Origin of the sequence: Streptomyces niveiscabiei, assembly GCF_033794345.1 — a bacterium.
GTDB classification, from domain to species: Bacteria; Actinomycetota; Actinomycetes; order Streptomycetales; family Streptomycetaceae; genus Streptomyces; species Streptomyces niveiscabiei.
In genome coordinates this window covers 275,934-300,454 of record NZ_JARAYJ010000003.1, presented here as the reverse complement: position 1 = coordinate 300,454, position 24,521 = coordinate 275,934, and the positions used below count along the sequence as shown (strand labels likewise).

Sequence of the window (24,521 nt, the reverse complement as noted above, 5' to 3'; positions counted from 1 at the left end):
CACGCGCGCCGCTTCACCCGCCTTGGCTGTTCTTGGGAATCGACGCGGACTCTTCGACGGGTTCGGCGCGGACGACGGTGTCGGCGGCGCCGTCCGCGCGTACGGCGGCCTCCGCGCGGACCGGGATCTCGGCGCGCGCCGCGTCTTCCACGTGGTCAGCGCCCTCCACGCGGGCCGAAGTCTCCGCGCCCGCCGGAGTCTCCACGCGGGCCGGGGCCTCCGCAGGCGAGGCGTCTTCCGTCCCCGTCGCCTTCTCCATGCGCGGCAGCAGCGTGATCGCCGCCAGCGGGACCGCCGCCAGTACCAGCCACGGCACCGCCGCGGGCAGCCCCGTGTCCAGCAGGGTTCCTGTCAGTGAGCTCCCGATCAGGACGATCAGGCCGGACACCGAGGACAGTGCGCCCGTGTAGAGCCCGAGCCGTCCCTCGGCCGCGAGGTCGGGTACCCAGGCGCGTGCGGCCGGGGCGACGAGCATCTGGCCGAGCGTGAGCAGGACGACGAACCCGGCGGCGGGCAGGAGCCCGGTGTTGCCCTCCCACCGCGCGGGCAGCGCCGCGGCGACGACCGCGAACCCGGCGGCGATCAGGGCGAGCCCGCCCGCCATGGACGTACGGAGGCTGAGCCGCTCCCCCACCCACCGCGTGACGGGCAGTTGCGCGGCGACGACGAGCGCGGAGGAGAGCGCGAACAGCCACGACAGCGGCGTCTGGGACCCGGCCGCGCGCTCGACCTCGGCGGGCAGCGCGAGGTAGAGCTGGTTGTAGGCGAGGAGGTAGGCCCCGTAGGCACAGCACAGCGCGAGGAAGCGCCGGTTGCGCAGCATCGGCCCGACTCCGCCCTTGACCCGCGTCTTCTGGCGTCCGGGTATGTGCTGCGGCAGCAGCCACGCGTGTCCGGCGAGGACGAGGACGAAGACCCCGGCCCCGGCCAGGCACACCGTACGGAAGTCGACGGACAGCAGCAGCGCCCCGATGAGCGGCCCGACGAACGCCCCGGCCTGCCCGGCGACGGTCAGCAGCGCGAGGACCCGGGTGCGGGGGCCGTTCCCGGCCTCCTCCCACAGGACGGCCTGGCGGGCGACCTCGCTCTCGACGGCCGGGGAGAACAGGGCGGCGGCGAACCCGATGAGCAGGACGGCCCCGATGACGGACGCGATGTGGTCGGCGTACCCGAGCCAGGCGAACCCGGCGATCCTGAGGACGCAGCCGACGAGGACGACGGGCCGCACCCCGTACCGGTCGGTGAGCGCGCCCCCGACGACGAACAGGCCCTGCTGGCTGAACGTCCTGAGCCCCAGCACGAACCCGACGAGCCAGCCCGCGAGCCCGATGCCGGTCCCGAGGTGTTCGGCGAGGAACGGCAGGACCGCGAAGAACCCGACGTTGAAGGCGAGTTGGGTGAGGATCAGCAGGCGCAGCAGCGGGGAGAGCCGCGCCTTGGTCGTCACGCTCATCGGGTGGCCACCAACTCTCGTACGGGTTCGGGGAGTTCGGGTATCTGCGGGTCGTCGCCGGGGTCGTTCGCCCGGCGTCCGCGCAGCCCTCCGGCGGTCACCGCGAGCGCCCCGAGGACGGCGAGCGCGGCGGCGGGCGCGAGGACCGCCCACGGCGCGCGCTCGGCGTACGGCTGGTTCTCGGCGAGCAGCAGCCCCCATTCCGGGGACGGGGGCTGGGCGCCGAGGCCGAGGAAGCCGAGGGTGGCGAGCGCGAGGGCGTTGCCGGGCAGCCGCAGGGCGGCGTGCCGGGCGACGGGCGGGAGGATCGCGGGCAGCAGCGCGCGCCGCAGGAGGTGGCCGCGGCCGGCGCCGAGCGCGCGGGTCGAGGCGAGGTGGACGGCGGCCTTCTCCTGGGCGAGCAGCGCGGAGGTGTGCGCGGCGAGGGGCGCCCAGGCGACGGCGGTCACCGCGAGCGCGGGCGTGCTCGTGCCGCTCCCCCACACGGCGGCGACCAGCAGCGCGGCGAGGACGGGCGGTACGGCGTTGACGGTGTCCACGAGCGGCGCCGACAGTCTCGGCACGAGCCCGAGCAGGACGCCGATGACGTACGCGGCGAGGCTGATCCCGCCCGCCAGCAGCAGCGTGTCCAGCGCGCCGTGCGCGACCCGGGCGAGGAGGTCGCGGCCGAGGGCGTCGGTGCCGAACGGGTGCGCGGCGGACGGTGGTTGGAGGCGCCGGGTGGTGTCGACGGCGAGGGGGTCGCGGGGCAGTCCGGCCGCGACGACGGCGAGCAGGAGTCCGCCGTACAGCAGCGGCGGGAGGCTGCGCGCGGGCGGGTCGGGGCGGTGCAGGGTGGGGAGGGCGCCGTCGCGCAGGGCGGGGCCGAGGAGGGGGCGGGCGGCGAGGCGGGCCGCGCCGGTGACGAGCGCGGCGAACAGGAGCAGCGCGAGGGTGCCCGCCTGGAGGACCGGGAGGTCCTGGGCGAGGGCCGCCTGGAGGGTGGTGCGGCCGAGGCCGGGGATGTCGAAGATCTGCTCCACGACGACCGACCCGCCGGTCAGCCCGACCGCGAACAGGCCCAGGTTGGGCAGCAGTCCGGGCAGGCTGCGCCGGACCGCGTGCCGGGCGATCCTCCCGCCGGGGACCCCGCGCGCGGTGGCCGCCTTCGCCCAGGGTTCGGCGAACGCGCCCGGCAGCAGGTCGTCCAGCAGCCGCCCGAGCACGGCCCCGGCGGGCAGCCCCAGCGCGAGCGCGGGCAGGATCGTCCACTGGAGCCCGTACCAGCCGAGCGCGGGCAGCCAGCCGAGCTGGACGCCTACGACCGTGGCGAGCACGGACGCCGTGAGGAACTCCGGCAGCGCGGCGAGCATCGCGGAGCCGGAGCGGGCCGGGGCGTGCCCGGCGAGGGTGCGGCGGGCGCCCCGGCGGAGGGTGGGCGCGCAGACGAGGGTGGCGGTGGCCGCCGCGACGGCCAGCGCGACCGTCACCAGCAGCAGGGACGCGCCGAGCGCCTGGAGGACGGCCGGGGTGACCTCCTCGCCGGAGATCCAGGACCGGCCGGCGTCGCCTCGCGGGAGGCCGGACAGCCACTGGCCGAGGAGGTGCAGCGGGCCGTCGGCGAGGCCGAGTTGCCCGCGGATGTCCGCCAGGACCTGCGGGGTGGGTTCGCGGTCGACGGCGCGGGCCTTGAGGACGGTCAGCGCCGGGTCCGTGTCCGTCAGCCAGGGCAGGAGGCCGATGCCGCAGACCAGGCCCGCGGCGAGGGCCGCCCGCCACAGGAGCGCCGTGACCCGTGCCACGCGGTCAGCGCCGGGTGCCGATGCCGACGAGCGTGCGCTCGTACGGGTCGAGGAGGACGCCGCGCACCTTCGCGCCGACGCCGGTGATCACCCGCTGGTGGACGAGGGGGACGACCGCGTCCGTGCCGAGGATCGCGGCCTCGGCCGTCATCGCCGCGTCCTGGCGCTTGCCGGTGTCGGCGATGCCCTGCGCCGCCGCGACGGCCTGGTCGACCTTCTTGTCGCACAGCTGCGCGATGTCGAAGCCGCCGTCGCAGGTGTAGTCGCTGGCCAGGACCGCCACCGGGTCGCCGGTGTCCAGGAGGGTGTTGCGGGCCTGCACGAACGCGTCGAACTTGCCCGCCAGCGCGTCGCTCTCCAGCCGCGAGTACTCCCTGACCTCCAGGGTGACCTTGAAGCCGGCCTTCTCCAGCTGCTGCTTCAGCACCTGCGCGGCCTCGGGGAGTTCGGGGCGGTTGTCGTACGTCGCGAGGGTGACGGCCGCGCCGTTCGGCTTGCCGGGGGTGGCCCGGCCGGTGGGGGCGACGCGCTTGCCTGCGGCCCAGGTGACGGCGGGGCCGTAGATGCCGGTGCCCGCGTCCGCGTGGCCCTCGTACACGCCCTTCGCGAGCGCCGAGGTGTCGACCGCGGCGCGGGCGGCGGCCCTGAGCGCCGGGTCCTTGAAGGGGCCCGTCCTGCTGTTCAGCAGGAGGCTGGTGGTGCGGGTCGTCGCCGTCTCCTTGCGGGTCGCGGCGTCGAGGGTGGCGGCCTGCGCGACGGGGATCGCCTCGGCGATGTCGGCCTCGCCGGTGCGCAGGGCGTTGGCGCGCGCGGTGCCGTCGGCTATGAAGCGGGCGTCGATGCCGGACGCCTGGGCGCGTCCGCCCCAGTAGTCGTCGAAACGGTTCAGGGTGGCGGCCGTCGTGCCGCTCACCTTCGTGATCTCGAACGGCCCGGTGGCCGTCCCGACCGGGTTCGCCGCGCCCTGCGCGCCGTACGCCTTCGGCGCGAGGATCGCCAGACTCGAACTGGCCAGCCGCAACGGCAGCACGGGATCGGCGACGGTCGTCGTGATCCGTACGCCGTCGGCACCCTCGGCCTTGGCGCTCAGCGTCACTCCGGTGAGCGCGGTGGGGGCGGGCTTGGCCTGCGCGGCGTGCCCGAGTGAGCCGGAGACGGCGGCGGGGGTGACCGGGGTGCCGTCCTGGAAGGTGGCGTCCCTGAGGGTGAACACCCAGGTCCGGTCGTCCACCCGCTTCCAGGACTGCGCCAACGCCGGCGCGGGCGCCCCGTTCGCGTCGAGCGCGGTCAGCCCTTCGGTGACCCCGAGCCTGCTGAGGATCGTCGCGTCGGCGCCGTACGGGGAGAGCTTCTCGGTGGGCGGGAAGGCGAGGGCGACCCGGAGGCGGGCACCGTCCTGCGCGCCGGACGCGTCGTCATCGTCGCCACCGCCCGACGCGAAGCAGCCCGCGAGCAGCGGCAGGGCGAAGAGGGCGACGAGGAGGCGGTGGCCGTGGGGGATGCGCATGATCTACCGGTCTGTCAGGAGGGGGGACGGGGAAGCGGCTGTGCGGGGCCTGGCGGGGGCCCGGCCGGGGGCGGGGCGGCTCGCGGGGGGTCGGCCCGTGGGGGCGGGGTCCGCGGGGGCGCGGCCTGCGGGGGCCTGGTCTGCGGGGGCCCGGTCTGCGAGGGCCCGGTCCGCGGAGACCCTCCCGGGGACGGCCTGGCCCACAGGGACGCGGCCTGCGGGGACCTCGTCCGCGGGGACCCGGTCCGCGAGGGCCCGGTCCGCGAGGGCCCGGTCCGCGAGGTCCTGGTCCGCGAGGATCTGGCCTGCGGGGGCCCGGTTCGTGGAGACCCCGCCGGGGAGGGCCTGGTCCGCGGGGACCGGGGGTGCGGAGGCTCGGCCCGCCGGGACCCTGTCCGTGTCGGCACGGCTTGCGGTGGCCAGGGTCGCGGTGGGCCGGTTCGCCGGAGTTCCGCCCGTGGAGGGCTGGGCTGTGCGGGCCTGGTGCGTGAGGGGCCTGCCCGGGCGGACCGCGTCGAACGGGACCTCGAAGTGGACGACCGACTGGGCCGTGCCCTCGGTGGGGTTCCGTTCGTCGAGGACCACCTCGCCGAGCGAGCGCCAGAAGCCCTCGGCGCCCTCCACCGACGGGTCGGTGTGGAGGTACACGGAGCGGTAGCCGCCGTCCGCCGCCGCGAAGTCGAGCAGCTCCGCGACCAGGCGCCGGGCCAGTCCCCTGCGGCGGTGGTCACGCCGGGTGTAGATCCGCCTGAGCTGCGCGGTCGTCCCGGAGGGGTAGCGCTCGGCGAGGTGCCGGGGGTTCGGCGGGTGCAGGGGGCCGCGCGAGTCGAGCGCGCCGGTCGCGACGACCTCGCCCGCGTCGTCCACCGCGACCAGCAGCGTGTGCCGCGCCGGCACCAGGTACGCGCCGGCCAGGTCGATGATGTCCCCGTGCCATCTCGGCACGTACCCGGTACCGAAGTCCCGGTACACCGTGTCGAGCATGACAGCCCGCGCCTCGTCGAGGTCCTCCGGTCCGGCCGACCTTATGCAGTATTCACGCACTTGCACATCATACGCAGTTAGCACGCCAGTGCGATCACAAGGGTGCCCGCAGCCGCTCCCGCCCCTCGATTTGACAGCCCTCATCCGTCCTCCTAAAACCTAGTCACATGAAACCCATTTTCAAAACGCCGGGCCTCCTCAAGGAGGTCGAGGAGCGGGCCGGACCACACCCGCGCCTCCCGGCGGGCGGGGTACGGCGACGGGCGGCCCACACCGGACGCCCTGCCCGACCGAGCCCCGCGATGGGAGCCAGCCGGACGCGGGCCCACCCCACGCCCCACCCCGGCCCACACCACCCCGCCGAGCCCCGGGCCCCGCATCACCCGCCAGGCGCCCCCGGCATCCCCGCGTCCGGCGCCCACCACCCCGCCGACGACACCCACGACCCCCGCCCCGGCCAACCTCGACACCACCGCGCCGCGCAGGCCCTCCACCTCCACCCCGCCCCTCCCCTCCACCCCGCCGCGCGGACCCTCCACCCCCGCCCCGCCGCGCAAGCCCTCCATCTCCGCCTCACCCCTCCCCTCCACCCCGCCGCGCAAGCCCTCCACCTCCACCCCCATCTCGCCTCGCCCCTCCACCCCCGCCCCATAGAGAGCCACCAGCAATGCGCATAGCCTTCGTCGGCAAAGGCGGTAGCGGAAAGACCACTCTCTCCGCCCTCTTCGCCCGACACCTGGCCCGAACCGGTGCCCCCGTCCTCGCCGTGGACGGTGACATCAACCAGCACCTGGCCGAGGCGCTGGACCCCGACGCCGAGCCGTTCACCGCGCCCCCGCTCGCCGGGCACATCGGCGAGATCAAGGACCTCCTGCGCGGGACCAACCCCCTGATCCCGTCCCGCGAGGCGATGGTCAAGACGACCCCGCCCGGACGCGGCTCCCGGCTGCTGAGCCTCCTCGGTGACGACGAACTCCACGCCCGCCATGTCCAGCGGGTCGGCGGCGTCCCCCTGATGGTGACCGGCGAGTTCGACGAGAGCGACCTCGGGGTGGCCTGCTACCACTCCAAGCTGGGCGCGGTGGAGCTGTACCTCGGGCACCTCGTGGACGGCCCCGGCGAGTACGTCGTCGTCGACATGACCGCCGGCGCCGACGCCTTCGCCTCGGGCCTGTTCGCCCGGTTCGACATGACGTTCCTGGTGGCCGAACCGACCCGGCGGGGCGTCTCCGTGTACCGGCAGTACCGGGACCACGCCCAGGAGTTCGGCATCCCCCTGGCCGTCGTGGGCAACAAGGTGACCGGCGAGGACGACCGCCTCTTCCTCAAGGAGCAGACCGGCGACCACCTGCTCACCTACCTCACCCACTCCTCCTGGGTACGCTCCGCGGAACGCGGCACCCCCCAGGGCGAGCTGGAGGACACCAACCGCCACGCCCTGGACGTCCTGCGCGCCGAGGTCGACGCCCGCCCGAAGGACTGGCCGGCGCTGCACCGCCACGCCGTCGACTTCCATCTCCGCAACGCCCGCGCCTGGGCGAACGCCGCGACCGGACGGGACCTCGCGGCCCAGGTGGACCCGGAGTACGTGCCGGGCAGACTCCCGAGCGCCTGACCGGGACACGCCGTCACGCCGTCACGCCCTCACGCCCTCGCCGTAGAGCGGCCTCCCCCCTCACCCCCTCATTCTTCACCCGCCCTTCCTTCGCCCCGCCGCTCTTTCACACCCTCGTTCTCCCACCCCCTTCTCTCGAACAGGACCCCCATGTCTCTCGACGTCTCCCCCACCCTCCTCGCCCAGGCCGAAGCCGGTGACGTCCGCGAGGAGGACTTCGTGGACACCGTCCGCACCTCCCTCCCCTACGCCTACGACCTGATCGCCTCCCTCGCCGCCGACCTCGGCAGCGGCACCGCCGAGTTCACCGACAACCAGACCCCGCCCCCCTCCGAGCACGAGCGCGGCCAGCTCCTGCGCGCCCTCGCCAGCGACGCCATCCGCACCAGCCTGGAGCGCCACTTCGGTGTGGCCCTCGCCTTCCAGAACTGCCACCGCGTCGCGGCCTTCCGCCCCGACGCCCGCACCGGGGAGACCTACGCCCGCTTCACCTCCGTCCGCTCCCAGCTGCTCAACCAGTCCCCGGAGTTCCGGGACTGCTGAACCGGCGCCTCACACCCCCGTCGCATCGAGCAGCCGCACCAGCTCCGCGCGTCCGTACCCGAGGGACGCGGCGCGGTAGCGGGCCATCAGCAGCAGGTGGGCCACGATCTGCGCCCCGAACCCGTCCTTCCCGTCGTCCATCCACTCCTTCGGCTCGATCCCGAGACTGTTCATCACGAGTCCGTGCTCACGGCGGATCTCGGCGAGGGTCTCGGTGATCGCGTCGAGCATCGTCGGGCCGGGCCGCTCGCAGCCGAGGGCGAAGCACACCCCGTCGATCGGCCTGCACCCGTCGGGCGGGTCAGCCCTCAGCCCCTCGTACCGCTCGTCGTCGAAGGAACCGCCCTCGAACTCCTCGTGCATCAACACGAACCGGTGCGGCCCTGGGGTCGGCGGCGGGCTCTGCGGGTTGCACTGGAGAAGGCCCATCTCATTACCTCCGTCTGGTCCGGGTGCCGGGAAAATCTCCCGACACCCGGCCAACGGACCGCCCCTCGAACACGTGCCCAGAAATCGAAATGTCACTCGATAGGGTGACATCCGATTTTCCGTTGACCGGGCGAGGGGCGCTCCCTCCTACTTACCGGCCTCCACGACAGCGGCCGGCGCCGGCGCGTATCCGGTGGGCCGGGCCGTGAACGTGCCCCGTCCCTGCGTCCGCCCCCGCAACCGCCCCGCGTAGCCGAAGAGTTCGGCGAGCGGAACGGTAGCCGTGACGACCGCCGAACCGGACCGCACCTGGGACCCGCCGACCCGCCCGCGCCGCGCGGCGAGGTCCCCGAGGACCGCGCCGACGACAGCCTCGGGCACGGTGACCGTGACCTCGGCGACCGGTTCGAGCAGGACCATCGAGCAGCCCCGCAGCGCCTCCCGCAGCCCGAACCTGCCCGCCGTACGGAACGCCTGCTCGGACGAGTCCTTCACATGCGTCGCCCCGTCGGTGAGCGTGACGCGCAGCCCGGTCACCCGGTGCCCGCCGAGCGGCCCTTCGGCGAGGGCGTCGCGGCAGCCGGCCTCGACGGCACGGACGTACTCCTGCGGCACCCGCCCGCCGACGACCGCCGACCGGAAGGCGAACTCCCCGTCGTACGGCTCGACTTCGAGCACGATCTGGGCGAACTGCCCCGCGCCGCCGTCCTGTTTGACATGCCGGTACACGACTGCGGACACACCTCGCCCGACGGTCTCGCGGTACGTCACCCTGGGGCGGCCGATGGTGACGTCCACCCCGAGGGTTGCGCGGATCTTCTCCACGGCGACCTCCAGGTGCAGTTCCCCCATGCCGGACAGCACGGTCTGACCCGTCTCCGGATCGGTCCGCACCGCCAACGACGGGTCCTCCTCGGCGAGTCGGGCCAGCGCGGACGCCAGCTTCTCGGTCTGCGCGCCCCGGCACGCCTCGACCGCGACGGACACGACCGGCTCCGCCACGCCGGGCGGCTCCAGCACCAGCGGAGTGTCCGGCGCGCACAAAGTCGCCCCGGTCCGCGCGGACTTGACGCCGACGACGGCCACGATGTCCCCGGCGACGGCCCGCTCCAGCTGCGCGTGCCGATCGGCCTGCACCCGCAGAATCCGTCCGACTCGCTCGCTGCGCCCGGCGGTCGCGTCCCGCACGACGTCCCCCTTCTCGATGGTCCCCGAGTAGATCCGCAGGTAGGTCAGCCGCCCGGTGGGCGTGACGGCGACCTTGAACACGAGCGCGGCGAACGGAGCGGAGGGGTCGGCGGGGCGGGACTCGGAGAGGGCCAAGACGGGGTCGGGCACCGGCACTTCGCCGGTGCCGGGCCCTCCGGCGGGCGACGCGTCGCGCGTCGCCTGCCGCCCGCCGTCCACCGGGAGCCCTCGCACCGCCGGCACGTCCGCCGGCGACGGTAGGTACGAGACCACCGCGTCGAGCAACGGCTCGATGCCCCGGTTGCGGTAGGCGGAGCCGCACAGCACGACCACGCCGTCCCCGCTGCACGACAGGTCCCGCAGCGCGGCGACCAGCGTCGCCGCCGACACCGTGCCCCGCTCGCAGAACTCCTCCAGCGCCACCGGATGCCGCTCGGCCACGGCCTCCTCCAGCAGCCGCCGCCGGCGCAGCGCCTCGTCCCGCAACTCCCCGGGGATCTCGGCGGATACGACACCGTCGTCACCGTCGGCCCAGGTCAGCGCCCGCAGTCGGACGAGGTCGACGACCCCGGTGAACAACTCCTCCGAACCGATGGGCAGTTGGACCACCAGCGGCGTCGGGTGAAGGCGTTCACGGATCGAGGCGACGGCCTTGTCGAGGTCGGCGCCCGCGCGATCGAGCTTGTTGACGAAGGCGATACGCGGCACCCCGTGCCGATCCGCCTGACGCCACACGGACTCGCTCTGCGGCTCGACACCGGCCACCGCGTCGAACACGGCGACCGCCCCGTCCAGCACCCGCAGGGCACGCTCGACCTCGTCGGCGAAGTCGACGTGCCCGGGGGTGTCGATCAGGTTGAGCCGATGCCCGTCCCAGTCGCAGCTGACGGCCGCCGCGAAGATGGTGATGCCCCGGTCGCGTTCCTGAGGGTCGAAGTCGGTGACGGTCGTCCCGTCGTGAACTTCCCCTCGCTTGTGGGTGGTTCCGGTGGCATAGAGGATCCGCTCCGTGACGGTGGTCTTGCCCGCGTCGACGTGGGCGAGAATGCCGAGATTGCGTACGGCGGACAGCTGGCGGTCGAGGTTGTCGCGCATGGCCCTGTGGCCTTTCGAGGTGCGTCCGAGTGAGGGGCGGCGCGATGGAAGGACGAAGTCCCGCCTGCGGAAACAGACGTGACGGAACGTCAAACTGCTACGAAAGCGAGCAAGTTGACGGTACTCAGAGCTTCGTCACAGGGGCCGGTGCCGGGCGCGCAGCGGGCACCGGACACCCCAGGACACGAGGATCACCTCGTACCGGGCGCGGGGAGTGGCGACAGCGGTGTGCTCACACATGGCCAACTCCCCTTCCGTGACTCGGTGAACGCGCGCCCGTTGCCGTGGGCGGCGCGACGACAGACGTGAGTGTAGGGAGGAAGCGGCAACCGGGTCACACGGTTTTCCGGCCCCGGCTACCCGGCGTAGAACTCCCGCCGCACCTTCCGCAACCACGCCTCGACAGCCCGCTCGTCCGGCTCCGCCGGCAACACCGTACGCGTCGCGGCGAACGCCTCCTCGAAGTGTTCCAGCACCGGCAGGGCGGCGCCGGCGTCGGCGGCGACCTCCTCACCGAACCGGTGATAGCTCTCCGGGTCCTCGACGCGGACGGTCAGCCGCCCGGTGCTGTACAGCTCGAACCCCTGCCGGCAGAGCCTCTTGAGATGCCGCGCGTGCTTGGCGGTCCGCTTCCGCGTGTCCGCCGGGAACGACCCGTCCCCGCGCCTCTGAAGCCGCCTGAACTGCTCGGTGGCGTACCCGAGATAGGCGTCACGGACCCGCCCGGCGCTGAGCAACGACCGCCGGATGCCGATCAGTTCGTCCCCGAGGCCGGTCCGTGTCTCGTACAACTCGTCGGGCAGCCAGACGAGTTCCATCACCGTCGGGTTGCCGGAGAGGGCGAGGCGGCACCACTTCCCCGCCTCGTGCAGGGTGCGGTCGGGCGCGGTCGTGACGTGGGACTCCTTCGGCCGGTGCAGACCGTGCAGCTCCTCGGTGGGCACCGCGAACATGCCCAGGCGGTCGATGTCGGAGCCCTCGCGGGCGAGCCCGTACGCGGTCGAGCCGACGACGCCGGACAGCAGGATGTTCTGGACGGTCATGCCCTACCCCCGTGGTGATCCCCTTGACCAGGACATGATGCCGTCCCGGCCGCCCCGCCCACCTCCAGGTTTTCCACGACCCTGACGTTCGGGGTATTTCACCCCTGAGTGGTGTGTGACATATTACTGCCGTGACCAAGCAGTCCAGCTGTGATGTCGTGGTCGTGGGTGCCGGCATGGTCGGCGCCGCCTGTGCGCTGTACGCCGCCCGGGCCGGACTCGACGTCGTCGTGGTGGACCGGGGCCCGGTGGCCGGCGGTACGACCGGCGCGGGCGAGGGGAACCTCCTCGTCTCCGACAAGGAGCCCGGCCCGGAACTCGAACTCGCCCTGCTCTCCGCCCGGTTGTGGACCGACCTGGCGCAGGAGCACGGCCCCGCCTACGAGTACGAGCCGAAGGGCGGCCTGGTCGTCGCGTCCACGCCCGAGAGCCTCACGGCCCTCACGGAACTGGCCGAGGCGCAGCGCGCGTCCGGGGTGACGGCAGTCCACGTCGCCTCGGACGAACTCCCTTCTCTGGAGCCCTACTTGGCTCCGGGGTTGGCGGGCGGAGTGCTGTACCCCCAGGACGCCCAGGTGATGCCGACCCTCGCCGCCGCCCACCTGCTGCGGGCGTCGGGGGCCCGCATCGAGACCGGGCGGACCGTCACCGGGATCCTGCGCACGCCCGACGGCGCCGTACGCGGCGTACGCACCGACCGGGGCGACCTGCACGCACCGGCCGTCGTGAACGCCGCCGGCACCTGGGGCGGCGAGGTCGCCGGCCTCGCCGGAGTCCACCTCCCGGTCCTCCCCCGACGCGGATTCGTGCTGGTCACCGAGCCGTTGCCGCGCCGTATCCGGCACAAGGTGTACGCGGCCGACTACGTCGCGGACGTCGCCAGCGACTCGGCGGCGCTCCAGACCTCGCCGGTCGTCGAGGGCACGGCGGCCGGGCCCGTGCTGATCGGCGCGAGCCGTGAACGCGTGGGCTTCGACCGCTCGTTCGCCCTGCCCGTCGTACGGTCCCTCGCGGCGGGCGCCACCCGGCTGTTCCCGTTCCTCGCCCAAGTCCGGGCGATGCGCACCTACTTGGGCTTCCGCCCCTACCTGCCCGACCACCTCCCGGCCATCGGCGCCGACCCGAGAGCCCCCGGCCTCTACCACGCCTGCGGCCACGAGGGCGCGGGCATCGGCCTCGCGACCGGCACCGGCCACCTCCTCGCCCAACTCCTGGGCGGCAAAAGCCCCGAGCTCGACCTGACCCCGTTCCGCCCGGACCGCTTCACCGAGGAGGCCACCACGTGATCCACCTCGCCCCGCCCCCGCTCCCCCGAGGAGGCGCCGCCGCATGAACCCCCTGGATCTGGTCCGCGCCCGCCCCGGCACCGCCTTCACCCTGACGTTCGACGGCCGGCCCGTCGAGGCGCTGCCCGGCCAGACGGTCGCCGCCGCGCTCTGGACGGCGGGGGTCGTGTCCTGGCGCACCACCCGGGGCAGCGGCGCGGCGCGCGGCGTCTTCTGCGGGATCGGCGTCTGCCACGACTGCCTCGTCACCGTCGACGGCCGCGCCAACCAGCGCGCCTGCCTCGTCCCGGCCGAACCCGGCGCGGACATCCGCACCCAGACGGGAACGGGCCATGACTGAACCCCACCTCGCGGTGATCGGCGCGGGACCGGCGGGCCTCGCCGCCGCCCTGGCCGCCGCCGCACGCGGCGTACGCGTCACCCTCGTGGACGCGGGCCAGGGACCCGGCGGCCAGTTCTACCGCCAGCCCGCACCCGCTCTCGGCGCTCGCCGCCCACAGGCGCTGCACCATCAGTGGCGCACCTGGAAACGCCTGCGCGCGGGCCTCGAAACCCACGGCGTCACACAACTGACGGACCATCATGTCTGGTGCGTGGAACGGGAGTCGGCCGGATTCACCGTGCACGCGCTCCTCGGTCCCGAGCAGCAGCGGTCCGTCGCGGTGCGCGCCGACGGCGTCCTGCTCGCGACCGGCGGATACGAGAAGGTCCTCCCCTTCCCCGGCTGGACCCTCCCCGGCGTCCTCACGGCGGGCGGCGCCCAGGCCATGCTCAAGGGCGCCCTCGTCGTCCCCGGCCGCACCGCCGTCGTCGCGGGCACCGGCCCGCTCCTCCTGCCGGTCGCGACCGGGCTCGCGGCGGCGGGTACGCGGGTCGTCGCGCTGGTGGACTCCGCCGACCCCCGGGCCTTCGTACGGCGTACGGGCGCCCTCGTCCGGGAGCCGGCCAAGCTCGCCGAGGGGGCGGGGTACGCGGCCCGACTCCTGCGCCACAGAACGAAGATGATGATGCGTCACACGATTGTGGAGGCGCACGGCACCGACCGTCTGGAGGCCGTGACCGTCACCGACGGCCGGTCGAACCGCACCATCCCCTGCGACACCCTCGCCGTCAGCCACGGCCTGCTCCCGCACACCGACCTCGCCGACGGCCTCGGCTGCACCCTCGACGGCCCGGCCGTACGCGTCGACGCCGAGCAGCGCACCGACGTACCCGGCGTCTGGGCGGCCGGGGAGGCCACCGGCATCGGCGGCGCGGCCCTCTCCCTCGCCGAGGGCCACATCGCGGGCCGCTCGGCGGCGGCCCGCCTCCATGGAACCGACCCCGACCCCACCGCCTGGGCGCCCGCCGCCCGGACCCGGACCCGCCTGCGCGCGTTCTTCGCCGCGCTCGACGACGCCTACGCCCCGCCCGCCCACTGGCCCGGCCAGGTCACGGACGACACGGTCGTGTGCCGCTGCGAGGAGGTCACCGCCGGCGCCGTGCGCGTTGCCGTGAGCGTTCACGGCGCGGGCGACCTGCGGACGGTGAAACTGCTGACGCGGGCCGGGATGGGCTGGTGCCAGGGCCGGATGTGCGAGCCGGGAGTGGCCGGCGTCGCGGGCTGCACACCCGTCCCCGGCCGACGCCTGCTGGCCCGCCCCGTGCCGCTCGGGGTCCTGGCGCAGGAGGACGACGCGGCGGACGACGACACGTGACGTACGACCTGTCACCCGACACACCCCCCTCACCTGCCCCGGAGGCCCTCATGGCAACGCCCACCACCCCCCGCCCCTGGCACGGCGTCCTCGTCGCCACCGCCCTCCCCCTGACCGACGACCTCTCCGTCGACTACGACAAGTACGCCGACCACTGCGCCTGGCTCGTCGCCAACGGCTGCGACGGCGTCGTCCCGAACGGCTCCCTCGGCGAGTACCAGGTCCTCACCCCCGAGGAGCGCACCAAGGTCATGGAGACGGCGGTCGCGGCGATCGGCGGCGACCGGGTCATGCCCGGCGTCGCCGCGTACGGCGCGGCGGAGTCCCGGCGCTGGGCCGAGCGCGCGGCCGAGGCGGGCTGCGGCGCGGTGATGCTGCTCCCGCCGAACGCGTACCGCGCGGACGAGCGTGCGGTGCTCGGCCACTACGCCGAGGTCGCGAAGGCGGGGCTGCCGGTCGTGGCCTACAACAACCCCATCGACACCAAGGTCGACCTGGTGCCGGAACTCCTCGCGCGACTCCACGGCGAGGGCTTCATCCAGGGCGTGAAGGAGTTCTCCGGCGACGTCCGCCGCGCCTACCGTCTCGCCGAACTCGCCCCGGACCTCGACCTGTTGATCGGCGCGGACGACGTCCTGCTGGAGCTGGCCGTGGCCGGGGCCAAGGGCTGGGTCGCCGGCTACCCGAACGCCCTGCCGCGCGCCTCGGTCGAGCTGTACCGCGCGGCGGTGGCCGGCGACCTCACCACGGCGCTCCCGCTGTACCGCCAGTTGCACCCGCTGCTCCGCTGGGACTCCCGCGTCGAGTTCGTCCAGGCGATCAAGCTGTCGATGGACATCGCGGGCCGCCACGGAGGCCGATGCCGCCCGCCCCGCGTCCCGTTGCTGCCGGAGCAGGAGGCGGCCGTCCGGTCGGCGACGGAGAAGGCGGTCGCGGCCGGACTCGCGTGACACGCGAACTCCCGCACATCACCGGCGACTTGACCACCTCGGCGCGAGGGCCGGGAGGTTGACGCACCACCCCGGCCCCCGCACACCCCGCGCGCCGCCCAACTCCCGTACCCCGCCGCCGATTCCCCACCCCACGGAAAGGCCCCCGGCCATGCGCAGCAAACTCGTCCTGCACGCCGTCGACTCGCACACCGAGGGCATGCCCACCCGGGTGATCACCGGCGGCATCGGCACCATCCCCGGCGCCACGATGAACGAGCGGCGCCTCTACTTCCGTGAACACCGCGACGACATCAAGCAGTTGCTGATGAACGAGCCCCGAGGGCACGCGGCGATGAGCGGCGCGATCCTCCAGCCCCCCACCCGCCCGGACTGCGACTGGGGCGTCGTCTACATCGAGGTCTCCGGCTACCTCCCGATGTGCGGACACGGCACGATCGGCGTGGCGACCGTCCTCGTGGAGACCGGCATGGTGGAGGTGACGGAACCGGTCACGACGATCCGCCTGGACACCCCCGCCGGCGTGGTGGTCGCGGAGGTCGAGGTGGAGGGCGGCGCGGCGAAGGCGGTGACGCTGCGGAACGTCCCGTCGTACGCGGTCGCCCTGGACCGCGAGATCACGCTCGGGGACGGCCGTACGGTGACGTACGACCTGGCGTACGGCGGAAACTTCTACGCGATCCTGCCGCTGGACGAGTTCGGGCTGCCGTTCGACCGTGCCCGCAAGGACGACATCCTGCGCGCGGGTCTTGAGCTGATGGAGGCGATCAACTCCGAGGAGGAGCCGGTGCATCCGGAGGACCCGTCGATCCGGGGCTGCCATCACGTCCACCTGATCGCGCCCGGTTCGACGGCCCGTCACTCGCGGCACGCGATGGCGATCCACCCCGGCTGGTTCGACCGCTCCCCCTGCGGCACGGGCACGAGCGCGCGCATGGCCCAGCTGCACGCGCGCGGTGAACTCCCCCTGCACACCGAGTTCGTGAACGAGTCCTTCATCGGCACCAGCTTCACCGGCCGCCTCCTCGGCACGACGGAGGTGGCCGGACTCCCCGCCGTACTCCCGAGTTTCACCGGCCGCGCCTGGATCACGGCGACGGCCCAGTACCTCCTGGACCCGACGGACCCCTTCCCGGCGGGATTCGTCCTGTGACCGAGAGCCCTGTGCCCGACACTCCCGCGCCAGACGCCCCCGTGCCGGGGAATCCGGCGCCGGAGAACCTCCCCGCCCTGGCCCGCCGCAGCAGCTACCGGCAGAAAGTCGTCGACGCCCTCCGAGCCGCCCTGATCGCGGGCCAACTCCGCCCCGGCGAGGTGTACTCGGCCCCCGGCGTGGCCGCGCGGTTCGGTGTCTCGGTCACCCCCGTGCGCGAGGCGATGCTGGAGCTGGCGAAGGAGGGCCTGGTCGCCCCGGTCCCGAACAAGGGCTTCCGCGTCACCGAGGTCTCCGACGCGCAGCTCGACGAGTACACGCAGATCAGGGCGCTGATCGAGATCCCCACGGTGGTGGCCCTCACCGGTACCGCGAACCCGGCGTCCCTGGAGGCGCTGCGCCCCGCCGCGCAGGAGATCGTCACGGCGTCGGCGGCGGGCGACCTCGTCGCGTACGTCGAGGCGGACACCCGCTTCCACCTCGCCCTGCTCGCGCTCGCGGGCAACGCGCACCTGGTGGAGGTGGTCCGCGACCTGCGGAGCCGCTCCCGCCTGTACGGCCTCGAAGCACTCGCCGCCTCCGGCCGCCTCCCCGCGTCCGCCGCCGAGCATCTCGCCCTGCTGGACGCCCTGTCGGCCCGTGACGAGCAGGCCGTCCGCACGATCATGACCCAGCACTTGGGCCACGTACGGGGGTTGTGGGCGACGGCGCCACCCCCACCATCCGCGCCACCCCTGCCGCCCGCGCCACCCCTGCCGCCCGCCCCCGCACAAGACCGCCTCCTGTGATCCTTGTCGCTGACGTGACACGCGTGACTCAAGTGCCGTATGGGCATGTCAATCCCCGTTGAGCGAGAGGATCGTGCCGTTCCTGTGCGGGAAGTGGGGAAAGCAGCGTGCGAGTTTGCCTGATCGGTGCGGGCCTGTCGGGACTGGCGACGGCGCGCCAACTCAAGGAGCACGGCGTCGAGTTCGTCTGCCTGGAGAAGGCGCCGGACGTCGGCGGCCTGTGGCGCATGCCGGACGCCGGTGAGCGCGGCCCCGGTTACCTGTCGCTGCACCTCAACACGGCCAAGCAGCTCACCGGTTACGCCGGTTTCCCGATGCCGGCCTCGTACCCGCTGTATCCCCGGCACAGCCAGGTCGCCGCGTACCTGCGGTCGTTCGCGGAGTGGGCGGACCTGCTGGACCACATCGAGCTGAACACCGAGGTCGAGTCGGTCCACCAGGAGGACGACGGCTCGTGGACGGTCGTCAGCAAGGGCCCGGACGGCACGACGACACGCGGCTTCAGCCACGTGATCGTCGCCTCGGGCCACAACACGCAGCCGGTCATGCCCGCCCTCCCCGACGGCGCCGACACCTTCGACGGAACGATTCTGCACGCCCTGGACTACCGCGACGGCAGCGACTTCACCGGCCGCAGGGCCGTGGTCGTCGGCCTCGGCGCCTCGGCGGTGGACATCGCCGCCGACCTGTCCCGGCACGCCGCGCACACGGTGATCTCGGTGCGCCGGGGGCTGCACGTCCTGCCGAAGCAGCTCTTCGGCATGTCCCTGGACGAGATCGCGGACGCGCCCTGGTGGACGGCGATGCCGCTGGAGGAGCAACGGCGCCTGATCGAGCAGGCGTTGCTCGTCGTGCGCGGCAAGATCTCCGACTACGGCCTCCCCGAGCCCGACCACCCGCTGTTCGCGTCGGCGGTCACGATCTCCGACGAGATCCTCAGCCGGATACAGCACGGCGAGGTGACCGCGAAACCGGCGGTCGAGCGCCTCGACGGGCGCCGGGTCGTGTTCACCGACGGCACGTCCGTGGCCGCCGACACGATCGTCTACTGCACCGGTTACCGCATGGACTTCCCGTTCCTGCCCGCCGGTTGCCCGACCGGGCCGGGCGGCGCGGTGGAGCTGTACAAGCGGGTCGTCGCGGCCGACCGGCCGGGCCTGTACTTCACCGGCATGGTCCGCCCGCTGGGTTCCATCACCCGCCTCGTCGAGGCGCAGGCCCGCTGGATCGCCCGCGTCCTCACGGGCGAGGCGTCCCTCCCGGCCCCCGAGGTCATGCGCAAGGAGATCGCGGACTACCTCGCCGGGATCGCAGGCCAGTACGGCCGGACGGAAGGCTCGTCGACGCAGGTCGGCGTGGCGGAGTACCTGGAGGAACTGCGCGCGGAGTGAGCCGCGCTCCGAGGGGAGTCCCCCACTCCCCTCGGCATTTCATGCCATGCTCATGACATATCAGATGTCGGACAGCACCCCGGCACGCGCCGGCATCCGCACCAGCGGCGCCCGCACCTCGTACGCCTCGGCCGAGAGATACGTGGTGATCCGCGTCGGCCGCCCCTCCTGATGGACGAGCGCCAGATAGGCGATGAGCCCGGCGCCGTCCTCGGGCCGCCGCGAGGTGAGCGCGCCCAGGGCCCGCCGCAGGCCCGCCGGGTCCATGCCGTGCCGCCGCAGGGCGCGGGCCGCGCGGCCGAGGGCGTCCCCGTCGTGGCGGACGTAGTCACGGACCGGGACATGGAGGGTGAACCCGCTGGGCCGCCCGGTCCGGTTCTCGGTGAACGCGTGGCAGGTCAGCCCGGGCCGTCCGGCCAGTGGCACGTGTAGACGGGCGTCGCCCGGAGCCTCGTCGAAGCCCCCGGCGAGCGTGAGGAACTCCTCGATCTCCCCGGCGGACGGCCCGGGTACGGTCCTGGAGAGGGTCCCGGCGCGGGCGGCGGTGAGGTCGTCGTGCCGGAGGTAGACCTTCGCCCGGGGTGTGTCCCAGTCGCCGAGGTCGAGGGCGAGGAAGGGGTAACCGTCGGCGTCGGGCAGCGACGCGAACGCCTTGTCGTGGCCCAGGCGTTGAAGTGCTTCGCGCACGGTCGCCGCCGCGTGCTCGGGGCCCGGGGCGGAGGGGTTGAGGTAGACCTTGACGGCCGGGACCCCACCGGGCCGCAGTTCCAGCGCGATCCACAGGGCCAGCGGCCCGTGGGGGTCGTCGGGGAGGAACAGGTCGGTGAGCGCGTCGAGTTGACCGGTGGAGAAGTCCCAGGCGCGGGCGAGTTCACGGACGACGGCGAGCCCGGTACGGCCGTTGCCTGCCAAGTCCGGTTCCAGGCAGCCGGGTTCGATGAGGACGCGCAGGGCGGGCGGCCTGCCGGGGAGGTGGGCGAGGGAGAACTCGACGGGGGTGTGGTCGTCGGAGAGGAAGGTGCGGGTGGGCGGCGGCAGGTCCAACGGCCGTTCGGCTACGGGTCCGAGGGCGGTGAGCAGGACGGCGGCGTAGTGCTCGGCGTCGGCGGGGGCGAGCCCCGAGACGTCGCACAGGCGCAGCAACTGGCCGACGGTGAGGGCCCCGAGGGTGGGCGCGCCGTCGCCGGGCCGGGGCGCGGTGGTGTTCATCGCGCCACCTCCGGACCGCCGACGTGGAAATACCCGCCCTGTCGGGCGGGTATCTCGCGGTCGCTGCTGTGGAGTTGGTCCGTCGGGGTGGGGGCGTGCGACCGCCCCCCGGTTATGTACGGTCCGCTGCGGGCTTGCCGTACGGGGCGCCGGAGCGCAGTGGTGTCGCGGAACCTGAGGTCCATGACACCTCCTTCGTCTCATGAGCAACACGGATACCGCGTTGCTCACTACCCCCGGTGACGAACCTTCATGCGGTTGGGGCGAACCCTGTGGATGTTGTGTGAATCACCTTGTGAGCCAGTTGAGGAACTGGCTCCACACGCCCCCGCGTTCGGGCCGCCGCCCGGCGTCGGCGCTGGGCGCCGGGGCCTGCGTACGCGGCTGCGGCGCGGGCTTGTGCACAGGCTGGACCGGCGTGAAGCGCGCGGGCAGCGCGGCGAGCGCCCGGTGGAAGGGCCCCGGACGCCAGGTCAGGCTGCCTTCGGGGACGGCGAGTTCGACGTCGGGGAGCTGGTTGAGGAGGTTCTCGATGGCGGCGACGGCGATGTGCCGCGCAGGCTCCTTGGAGGGGCAGGCGTGCGGTCCCGCGCTCCAGGAGAGGTGGGCGCGGTTGCTGCCGGCCTGCCGGGCGGCACTCAGCGCGGGGCCGGTGTTGGCGGCGGTGAAGCTGACGAGCACGAGGTCGCCCTCGGCTGCCTGGTGGCCGGCGAACTCCAGGTCGGCGGAGGGGTAGTGGGCGGCGAAGTTCGAGATCGGGGGGTTCTCCCACAGGGTGTCGTCCATCGCCTCCTCGATGAGGCCGCCGCCCCCGCCGTACCGGTCGTGGGTGAGGAGCCGGTGCAGGGTGTTGCCGATGAGGTTGCGCAGCGGTTCGATGCCGGCGCCGAGGAGGAGGGCGAGCTGGTGGACCATCTCCTCGTCGGTGAGCGCGGACGGGTGGCGCATCAGCCAGGTGGTGACGTCCTCGCCGGGCCGGGAGCGCTTGAGGACGACGAGTTCGCCGATGGCCTGGTAGAGGACCTCGGCGCTCTTCTCCGCGTTGACGCCGTCGAACATGCCGGAGATGCCGAACAGGACGCGGTCGCCGATGTCGGCGGGGCAGCCGAAGAGTTCGTTGAAGACGAACAGCGGGAGCTGCTTGGCGTAGTCGCCGAGGAGGTCGGCCGAACCGCGCGTGGAGAACTGGGAGATGAGGTAGCCGGAGATCCGCTCGATGCTCTGGCCGAGCGCCCGGGAGTCGATCCTGGCGAGGCTGTCGGTGACGGCCTGACGGAGCCTCAGATGTTCGGCGCCGTCGCTGAACATGCAGTTGGGCCGGTAGGCGAGCAGCGGGGCCACGGGGCTGTCCGGGGCGACCTTGCCGTCGTTGAAGTCCCGCCAGCGGCGCGCGTCCTTGCGGAACGAGCCGGTGTCCTGGAGGAGTTGGAGGGCGGTGGCGTAGTCGGTGACGAGGGTGGCCTCGACGCCGGGGGCGAGTTCCACCGGGGCGGTCGGCCCGTAGTGGCGCAGGTAGCCGTAGTACGCCTGGGGGTCGGCCGCGAACTCCGGCCCGTACAGCGGCACTCGGCCGCCCGAGTTGTGCGCCGGGCACCCGGGCGGGGGCACCGGGGTGGTGGATCGGTCGTCGTCCATGTCTGCTTGGTCTGCCTCGTGGGTGTCAGTGGGAGCGTGCCATCAGGTACTCGACCAGCTTGATCAGCGCCTCGGCCGAGGACTTCTCGTCGCGCGCGTCGCAGGTCACGATCGGGGTCTCGGCCAGCAGGTCGAGCGCCTCGCGCAGGGCCGCCTCGTCGCGCGGGGGCGTGCCGTCGAAGTGGTTGACGGCGATGGCGTAGTCGAGGCCGTACTGCTCGATGAGGTCGATGACGTTGAAGGAGTCGGCGAGCCGTTCGGGGTCGACGAGGACGAGGGCGCCGAGGGCGCCGCGCGCCATGTCCTCCCACATCTGGACGAAGCGCTGCTGTCCGGGGGTGCCGAACAGGTAGAGCACGACGCGGTCGCTGATGGTGAGGCGGCCGAAGTCCATGGCGACCGTGGTGGTGGTCTTGCCCTGGACGCCCTTGAGGTCGTCGACGGACTCGGCGGCCCGGGTCATCGTCTCCTCGGTGGTCAGCGGCTCGATCTCGGAGATCGCCCCGATGAACGTGGTCTTGCCCACCGCGAAGTGGCCGACGACGAGGATCTTGACGGCCGTCTGCTGCTCGCCGCCGCGGACGTACGCCGTCTCATCCAAACTTTGCGCGGAGACCATTCAGCACCTCCTCCAGGATTTCCCGGTCGGCGAGGGGGGCCCGCTGGACGGGCGGTCGGGTGACGAGATGACCGGCCTCGACGAGTGCGGCGAGGAGGATCTTCACGACGCCCAGGGGCAGTTGGGTGTGGCCGGCGATCTCGGCGACGGACAGGTAGCCGGCGTCGCAGATGTCGAGGAGGCTCTGTTCCTCGGGGGTGAGCCGGGTCGGGCGGCGCCGGTCGCCGGGGGCGGCCGTGACCAGGGTGATGAGCGAGAGCTGGCCCTCGTCGGGCAGTCCGCGCCCCCTGGTGATGACGTACGGTCGCACTAACTCCGGCGTCTGGGGTTCGAGTTCGCCGTATCCGCTCATGCCTGGACGCCGATGTTCTCGCGCGGCGGCGTGGTGAGCGCCTTGCCGAGCTGGCCGACGAGCTGCTGCATGCGGAACGTGATGTCCTGCATGTCGACCTCGGGGGTCGCGGAGACGCCGAGGTAGGCGCCCTCCCCGGCGGAGATGAGGAAGACCCAGCCGCCGTCGAACTCGACGAGGGTCTGGCGCCACTGCTGGGAGCGGTCCTCGCAGAAGAACGCGAGCGAGCGGCTGAGCGACTGGACACCGCTCATCGCGGCGGCCACCCGGTCGGCGTTGTCCTTGTCGAACTCCTTGGTGCGGGCCATCAGGAGCCCGTCGGCGGAGATCAGGACGGCGTGCAGGGCGCCTGGAATCTCCAGGGCGCTGTCAAGCATCCATGACAGATCGGCGTTCACGAGACATCATGCCCTTCGCTGCTCGCACCTCTTGTGCTGCTCGTCTGGTCCGGACCGTCGCCGCGGCCGGCCCGGCCGGACTGGGTGCCGCGCTGGAAGGCGCCCATGATCGCGGCGGTCTCGGCGCCGGACCGCCCGCGGCCGGTGGAGCGGGAGGCGGTGTCGTCCGAGGTGCCCGGCACGATCGCCATCGGCCGCTTGCGGCGCCGCTTGGGCAGGCCGTCGGAGGTCGTGGCGGTGGCGAGCGGCGTCGCCTCGGGCCCGCCGTACTCGGGCGCGGTGACGGTGGTGACGACCGGCGCGGGCTCCTTCTGTTGAGGAGCGCCGGTGAGGAGGTCGTGCGGCAGGAGCAGGACGGCGCGGACGCCGCCGTACGGGGAGGAGGAGTCGACGGACACCTCGAAGCCGAAGCGCTCGCTGAGCACGCCGATGACCGCGAAGCCGAACTGCGGGGGATTCCCGAGCGCGGAGACTCCGGTGACGCGTTCGCTGGAGAGGAGTTTCTCCGCCTTGACGCGTTCCTCGTCGTTCATGCCGACACCGGCGTCGTCGACGACTATGCAGATTCCCTTGGGGACGGTTCGAATGTTGATCTCGACGACGGTGTCCGGGCTGGAATAGCTGGTGGCGTTGTCGAGGATTTCCGCGAGGGCGAGCGCGACGGGTTCGACGGCGCGGCTGGTGATGCCGAAGTCGACCTGCGAGAGGATCTCGATGCGCCGGTAGTGCCGGACACGTCCCTGGGCGCTGCGCACGACGTCGTAGACGGAGGCGACGTCGCGCTGGCGGCCGAGCCAGCCGTCGCAGAGCACCGCGATGGACTGGGCGCGGCGGCCGAACTGGGAGTTGGTGTGGTCGATCTCCAGGAGGTCCTGGAGCATGACCGAGTCGCCGTATTTGTTCTGGAGCCGGGAGACGATGAGCTGCTGTTCCAGGGCGAGGCCCTGGAGGGTGCGCATCGCGGATTTCAGTACGGTTTTCGTCGCCTCTTCCGCCCTTTCCTGGGCGGCTTCGACGGATTCCGTGTACTGGTTCTCCAGTTCGGAGTAATGCGTTCTGAGGCCGGCGACCTCCTGCCTCAGCCCCCGGGCGGTCTGGCGCAGGCGGCCGATGACGGCGACCGCGAGGGCCAGGAGCGCCAGCAAGGCAAGGAGAGCCCAAAAAGCCGGGCTTTGTATGTAATGCGTCATAAGACTCTCTTCAGGCGACTGACGGCCAGTAGCTGAATTCCCGTCAATGCGGGGGGACCGGCAGACCGCCCGCACCGGGGGCATCGTCGTGCACCCATCCGCCCGCTCTGCAAGCGCCGTGATCGTATCACCGCGAGAACCGGTCAAGAACCGCCAATCCCGTGGCCTGAACGGACATTGACGGTCAGTCAGTTGCGGGGTGGCGGAGGGCGGCG

21 protein-coding genes and 1 pseudogene are annotated in these 24,521 nt (G+C 73.0%); 9 read left to right on the top strand and 13 right to left on the bottom strand.

Features of this window, described 5'->3' with window-relative positions; all coding sequences use genetic code 11:
* Positions 1–13: 13 nt before the first annotated feature.
* From PV682_RS05690 to PV682_RS05675, 4 genes and pseudogenes are all read right to left on the bottom strand, one after another.
* Complete coding sequence (locus PV682_RS05690; protein ID WP_319724643.1) at positions 14–1,453, bottom strand: MDR family MFS transporter; 1,440 nt, start codon at positions 1,451–1,453, stop codon at positions 14–16.
* On the bottom strand, positions 1,450–3,234 hold the full coding sequence (locus tag PV682_RS05685) for an ABC transporter permease subunit (protein WP_319724641.1): 1,785 nt from the start codon (positions 3,232–3,234) through the stop codon (positions 1,450–1,452). Before PV682_RS05685 ends, PV682_RS05690 begins: the two co-directional genes overlap by 4 nt.
* Before the next feature lie 4 nt (positions 3,235–3,238).
* Complete coding sequence (locus PV682_RS05680; RefSeq protein WP_319724639.1) at positions 3,239–4,741, bottom strand: ABC transporter substrate-binding protein; 1,503 nt, start codon at positions 4,739–4,741, stop codon at positions 3,239–3,241.
* 519 nt (positions 4,742–5,260) lie between these two features.
* Positions 5,261–5,785, bottom strand: a pseudogene (locus PV682_RS05675) (GNAT family N-acetyltransferase); the annotation flags it as partial.
* Between the two features lie 607 nt (positions 5,786–6,392).
* Here PV682_RS05675 and PV682_RS05670 point away from each other — a divergent pair.
* Together PV682_RS05670 and PV682_RS05665 are read left to right on the top strand one after the other, a co-directional pair.
* Positions 6,393–7,340 carry an ATP-binding protein gene (locus tag PV682_RS05670; RefSeq protein WP_319724637.1) on the top strand — a complete coding sequence of 316 codons (948 nt, stop codon included), beginning with the start codon at positions 6,393–6,395 and terminating at the stop codon, positions 7,338–7,340.
* Positions 7,341–7,490: 150 nt separating this feature from the next.
* Positions 7,491–7,883: an SCO5389 family protein gene (locus PV682_RS05665; RefSeq protein ID WP_055719229.1), complete on the top strand. Its 393-nt coding sequence runs from the start codon at positions 7,491–7,493 to the stop codon at positions 7,881–7,883.
* A gap of 9 nt (positions 7,884–7,892) precedes the next feature.
* Here the strand turns inward: PV682_RS05665 and PV682_RS05660 are convergent, their stop codons facing one another.
* From PV682_RS05660 to PV682_RS05650, 3 genes are all read right to left on the bottom strand, one after another.
* Entirely contained in the window at positions 7,893–8,312 is a 420-nt protein-coding gene (locus PV682_RS05660; RefSeq protein ID WP_319724634.1) for a hypothetical protein, read from the bottom strand.
* Positions 8,313–8,459: 147 nt separating this feature from the next.
* Entirely contained in the window at positions 8,460–10,595 is a 2,136-nt protein-coding gene (locus PV682_RS05655; protein ID WP_319724632.1) for an elongation factor G, read from the bottom strand.
* A gap of 356 nt (positions 10,596–10,951) precedes the next feature.
* On the bottom strand, positions 10,952–11,638 hold the full coding sequence (locus tag PV682_RS05650) for a nucleotidyltransferase domain-containing protein (protein WP_319724630.1): 687 nt from the start codon (positions 11,636–11,638) through the stop codon (positions 10,952–10,954).
* 131 nt (positions 11,639–11,769) lie between these two features.
* Between PV682_RS05650 and PV682_RS05645 the strand changes: the two genes are divergently transcribed.
* From PV682_RS05645 to PV682_RS05615, 7 genes are all read left to right on the top strand, one after another.
* Positions 11,770–12,924, top strand: a complete 1,155-nt coding sequence (locus PV682_RS05645) for an NAD(P)/FAD-dependent oxidoreductase (protein ID WP_319724629.1) — start codon at positions 11,770–11,772, stop codon at positions 12,922–12,924.
* A gap of 43 nt (positions 12,925–12,967) precedes the next feature.
* Positions 12,968–13,264: a (2Fe-2S)-binding protein gene (locus tag PV682_RS05640; RefSeq protein WP_319724628.1), complete on the top strand. Its 297-nt coding sequence runs from the start codon at positions 12,968–12,970 to the stop codon at positions 13,262–13,264.
* Complete coding sequence (locus tag PV682_RS05635; RefSeq protein WP_319724626.1) at positions 13,257–14,621, top strand: FAD/NAD(P)-dependent oxidoreductase; 1,365 nt, start codon at positions 13,257–13,259, stop codon at positions 14,619–14,621. The genes PV682_RS05640 and PV682_RS05635 overlap by 8 nt, the downstream gene beginning before the upstream one ends.
* 50 nt (positions 14,622–14,671) lie before the next feature.
* Complete coding sequence (locus PV682_RS05630; RefSeq protein ID WP_319724625.1) at positions 14,672–15,571, top strand: dihydrodipicolinate synthase family protein; 900 nt, start codon at positions 14,672–14,674, stop codon at positions 15,569–15,571.
* Between the two features lie 151 nt (positions 15,572–15,722).
* The gene (locus tag PV682_RS05625; protein ID WP_319724623.1) at positions 15,723–16,724 is read left to right on the top strand and encodes a proline racemase family protein; all 1,002 of its coding nucleotides are present in this window, start codon (positions 15,723–15,725) and stop codon (positions 16,722–16,724) included.
* Between the two features lie 41 nt (positions 16,725–16,765).
* Positions 16,766–17,512, top strand: coding sequence for a GntR family transcriptional regulator (locus PV682_RS05620; RefSeq protein ID WP_319724869.1), 747 nt, complete (start codon positions 16,766–16,768; stop codon positions 17,510–17,512).
* A 107-nt stretch (positions 17,513–17,619) separates the two neighbouring features.
* A complete protein-coding gene (locus PV682_RS05615; RefSeq protein WP_319724621.1) occupies positions 17,620–18,903 on the top strand; it encodes a flavin-containing monooxygenase in 1,284 nt (427 codons plus the stop codon).
* Between the two features lie 60 nt (positions 18,904–18,963).
* On the opposite strand, the gene PV682_RS05610 is transcribed toward PV682_RS05615, so the two are convergent.
* The 6 genes from PV682_RS05610 to PV682_RS05585 form a co-directional block, all read right to left on the bottom strand.
* A complete protein-coding gene (locus tag PV682_RS05610) occupies positions 18,964–20,112 on the bottom strand; it encodes a tryptophan dimethylallyltransferase family protein (RefSeq protein WP_319724620.1) in 1,149 nt (382 codons plus the stop codon).
* 288 nt (positions 20,113–20,400) lie between these two features.
* Complete coding sequence (locus tag PV682_RS05605; RefSeq protein WP_319724619.1) at positions 20,401–21,747, bottom strand: cytochrome P450; 1,347 nt, start codon at positions 21,745–21,747, stop codon at positions 20,401–20,403.
* A gap of 25 nt (positions 21,748–21,772) precedes the next feature.
* Positions 21,773–22,366, bottom strand: coding sequence for a GTP-binding protein (locus tag PV682_RS05600; protein ID WP_319724618.1), 594 nt, complete (start codon positions 22,364–22,366; stop codon positions 21,773–21,775).
* The gene (locus tag PV682_RS05595) at positions 22,341–22,718 is read right to left on the bottom strand and encodes a DUF742 domain-containing protein (protein WP_055722928.1); all 378 of its coding nucleotides are present in this window, start codon (positions 22,716–22,718) and stop codon (positions 22,341–22,343) included. Before PV682_RS05595 ends, PV682_RS05600 begins: the two co-directional genes overlap by 26 nt.
* Positions 22,715–23,116 (bottom strand): roadblock/LC7 domain-containing protein, encoded by a 402-nt coding sequence (locus tag PV682_RS05590; protein WP_010358086.1) that lies wholly within the window; start codon positions 23,114–23,116, stop codon positions 22,715–22,717. The genes PV682_RS05595 and PV682_RS05590 overlap by 4 nt, the downstream gene beginning before the upstream one ends.
* Positions 23,113–24,306: an ATP-binding protein gene (locus tag PV682_RS05585; RefSeq protein ID WP_112482488.1), complete on the bottom strand. Its 1,194-nt coding sequence runs from the start codon at positions 24,304–24,306 to the stop codon at positions 23,113–23,115. Before PV682_RS05585 ends, PV682_RS05590 begins: the two co-directional genes overlap by 4 nt.
* Positions 24,307–24,521: the final 215 nt, after the last annotated feature.

Excerpts from the sequence above, each read along its gene's own strand:
- PV682_RS05600 (WP_319724618.1), bottom strand. The coding sequence starts at position 22,366 with ATGGTCTCCGCGCAAAGTTTGGATGAGACGGCGTACGTCCGCGGCGGC.
- PV682_RS05605 (WP_319724619.1), bottom strand. The coding sequence starts at position 21,747 with ATGGACGACGACCGATCCACCACCCCGGTGCCCCCGCCCGGGTGCCCG.
- PV682_RS05650 (WP_319724630.1), bottom strand. The coding sequence starts at position 11,638 with ATGACCGTCCAGAACATCCTGCTGTCCGGCGTCGTCGGCTCGACCGCG.
- PV682_RS05670 (WP_319724637.1), top strand. The coding sequence starts at position 6,393 with ATGCGCATAGCCTTCGTCGGCAAAGGCGGTAGCGGAAAGACCACTCTC.
- PV682_RS05610 (WP_319724620.1), bottom strand. The coding sequence starts at position 20,112 with ATGAACACCACCGCGCCCCGGCCCGGCGACGGCGCGCCCACCCTCGGG.
- PV682_RS05585 (WP_112482488.1), bottom strand. The coding sequence starts at position 24,306 with ATGACGCATTACATACAAAGCCCGGCTTTTTGGGCTCTCCTTGCCTTG.
- PV682_RS05630 (WP_319724625.1), top strand. The coding sequence starts at position 14,672 with ATGGCAACGCCCACCACCCCCCGCCCCTGGCACGGCGTCCTCGTCGCC.
- PV682_RS05680 (WP_319724639.1), bottom strand. The coding sequence starts at position 4,741 with ATGCGCATCCCCCACGGCCACCGCCTCCTCGTCGCCCTCTTCGCCCTG.
- PV682_RS05660 (WP_319724634.1), bottom strand. The coding sequence starts at position 8,312 with ATGGGCCTTCTCCAGTGCAACCCGCAGAGCCCGCCGCCGACCCCAGGG.
- PV682_RS05625 (WP_319724623.1), top strand. The coding sequence starts at position 15,723 with ATGCGCAGCAAACTCGTCCTGCACGCCGTCGACTCGCACACCGAGGGC.
- PV682_RS05655 (WP_319724632.1), bottom strand. The coding sequence starts at position 10,595 with ATGCGCGACAACCTCGACCGCCAGCTGTCCGCCGTACGCAATCTCGGC.
- PV682_RS05665 (WP_055719229.1), top strand. The coding sequence starts at position 7,491 with ATGTCTCTCGACGTCTCCCCCACCCTCCTCGCCCAGGCCGAAGCCGGT.
- PV682_RS05635 (WP_319724626.1), top strand. The coding sequence starts at position 13,257 with ATGACTGAACCCCACCTCGCGGTGATCGGCGCGGGACCGGCGGGCCTC.
- PV682_RS05595 (WP_055722928.1), bottom strand. The coding sequence starts at position 22,718 with ATGAGCGGATACGGCGAACTCGAACCCCAGACGCCGGAGTTAGTGCGA.
- PV682_RS05690 (WP_319724643.1), bottom strand. The coding sequence starts at position 1,453 with ATGAGCGTGACGACCAAGGCGCGGCTCTCCCCGCTGCTGCGCCTGCTG.
- PV682_RS05640 (WP_319724628.1), top strand. The coding sequence starts at position 12,968 with ATGAACCCCCTGGATCTGGTCCGCGCCCGCCCCGGCACCGCCTTCACC.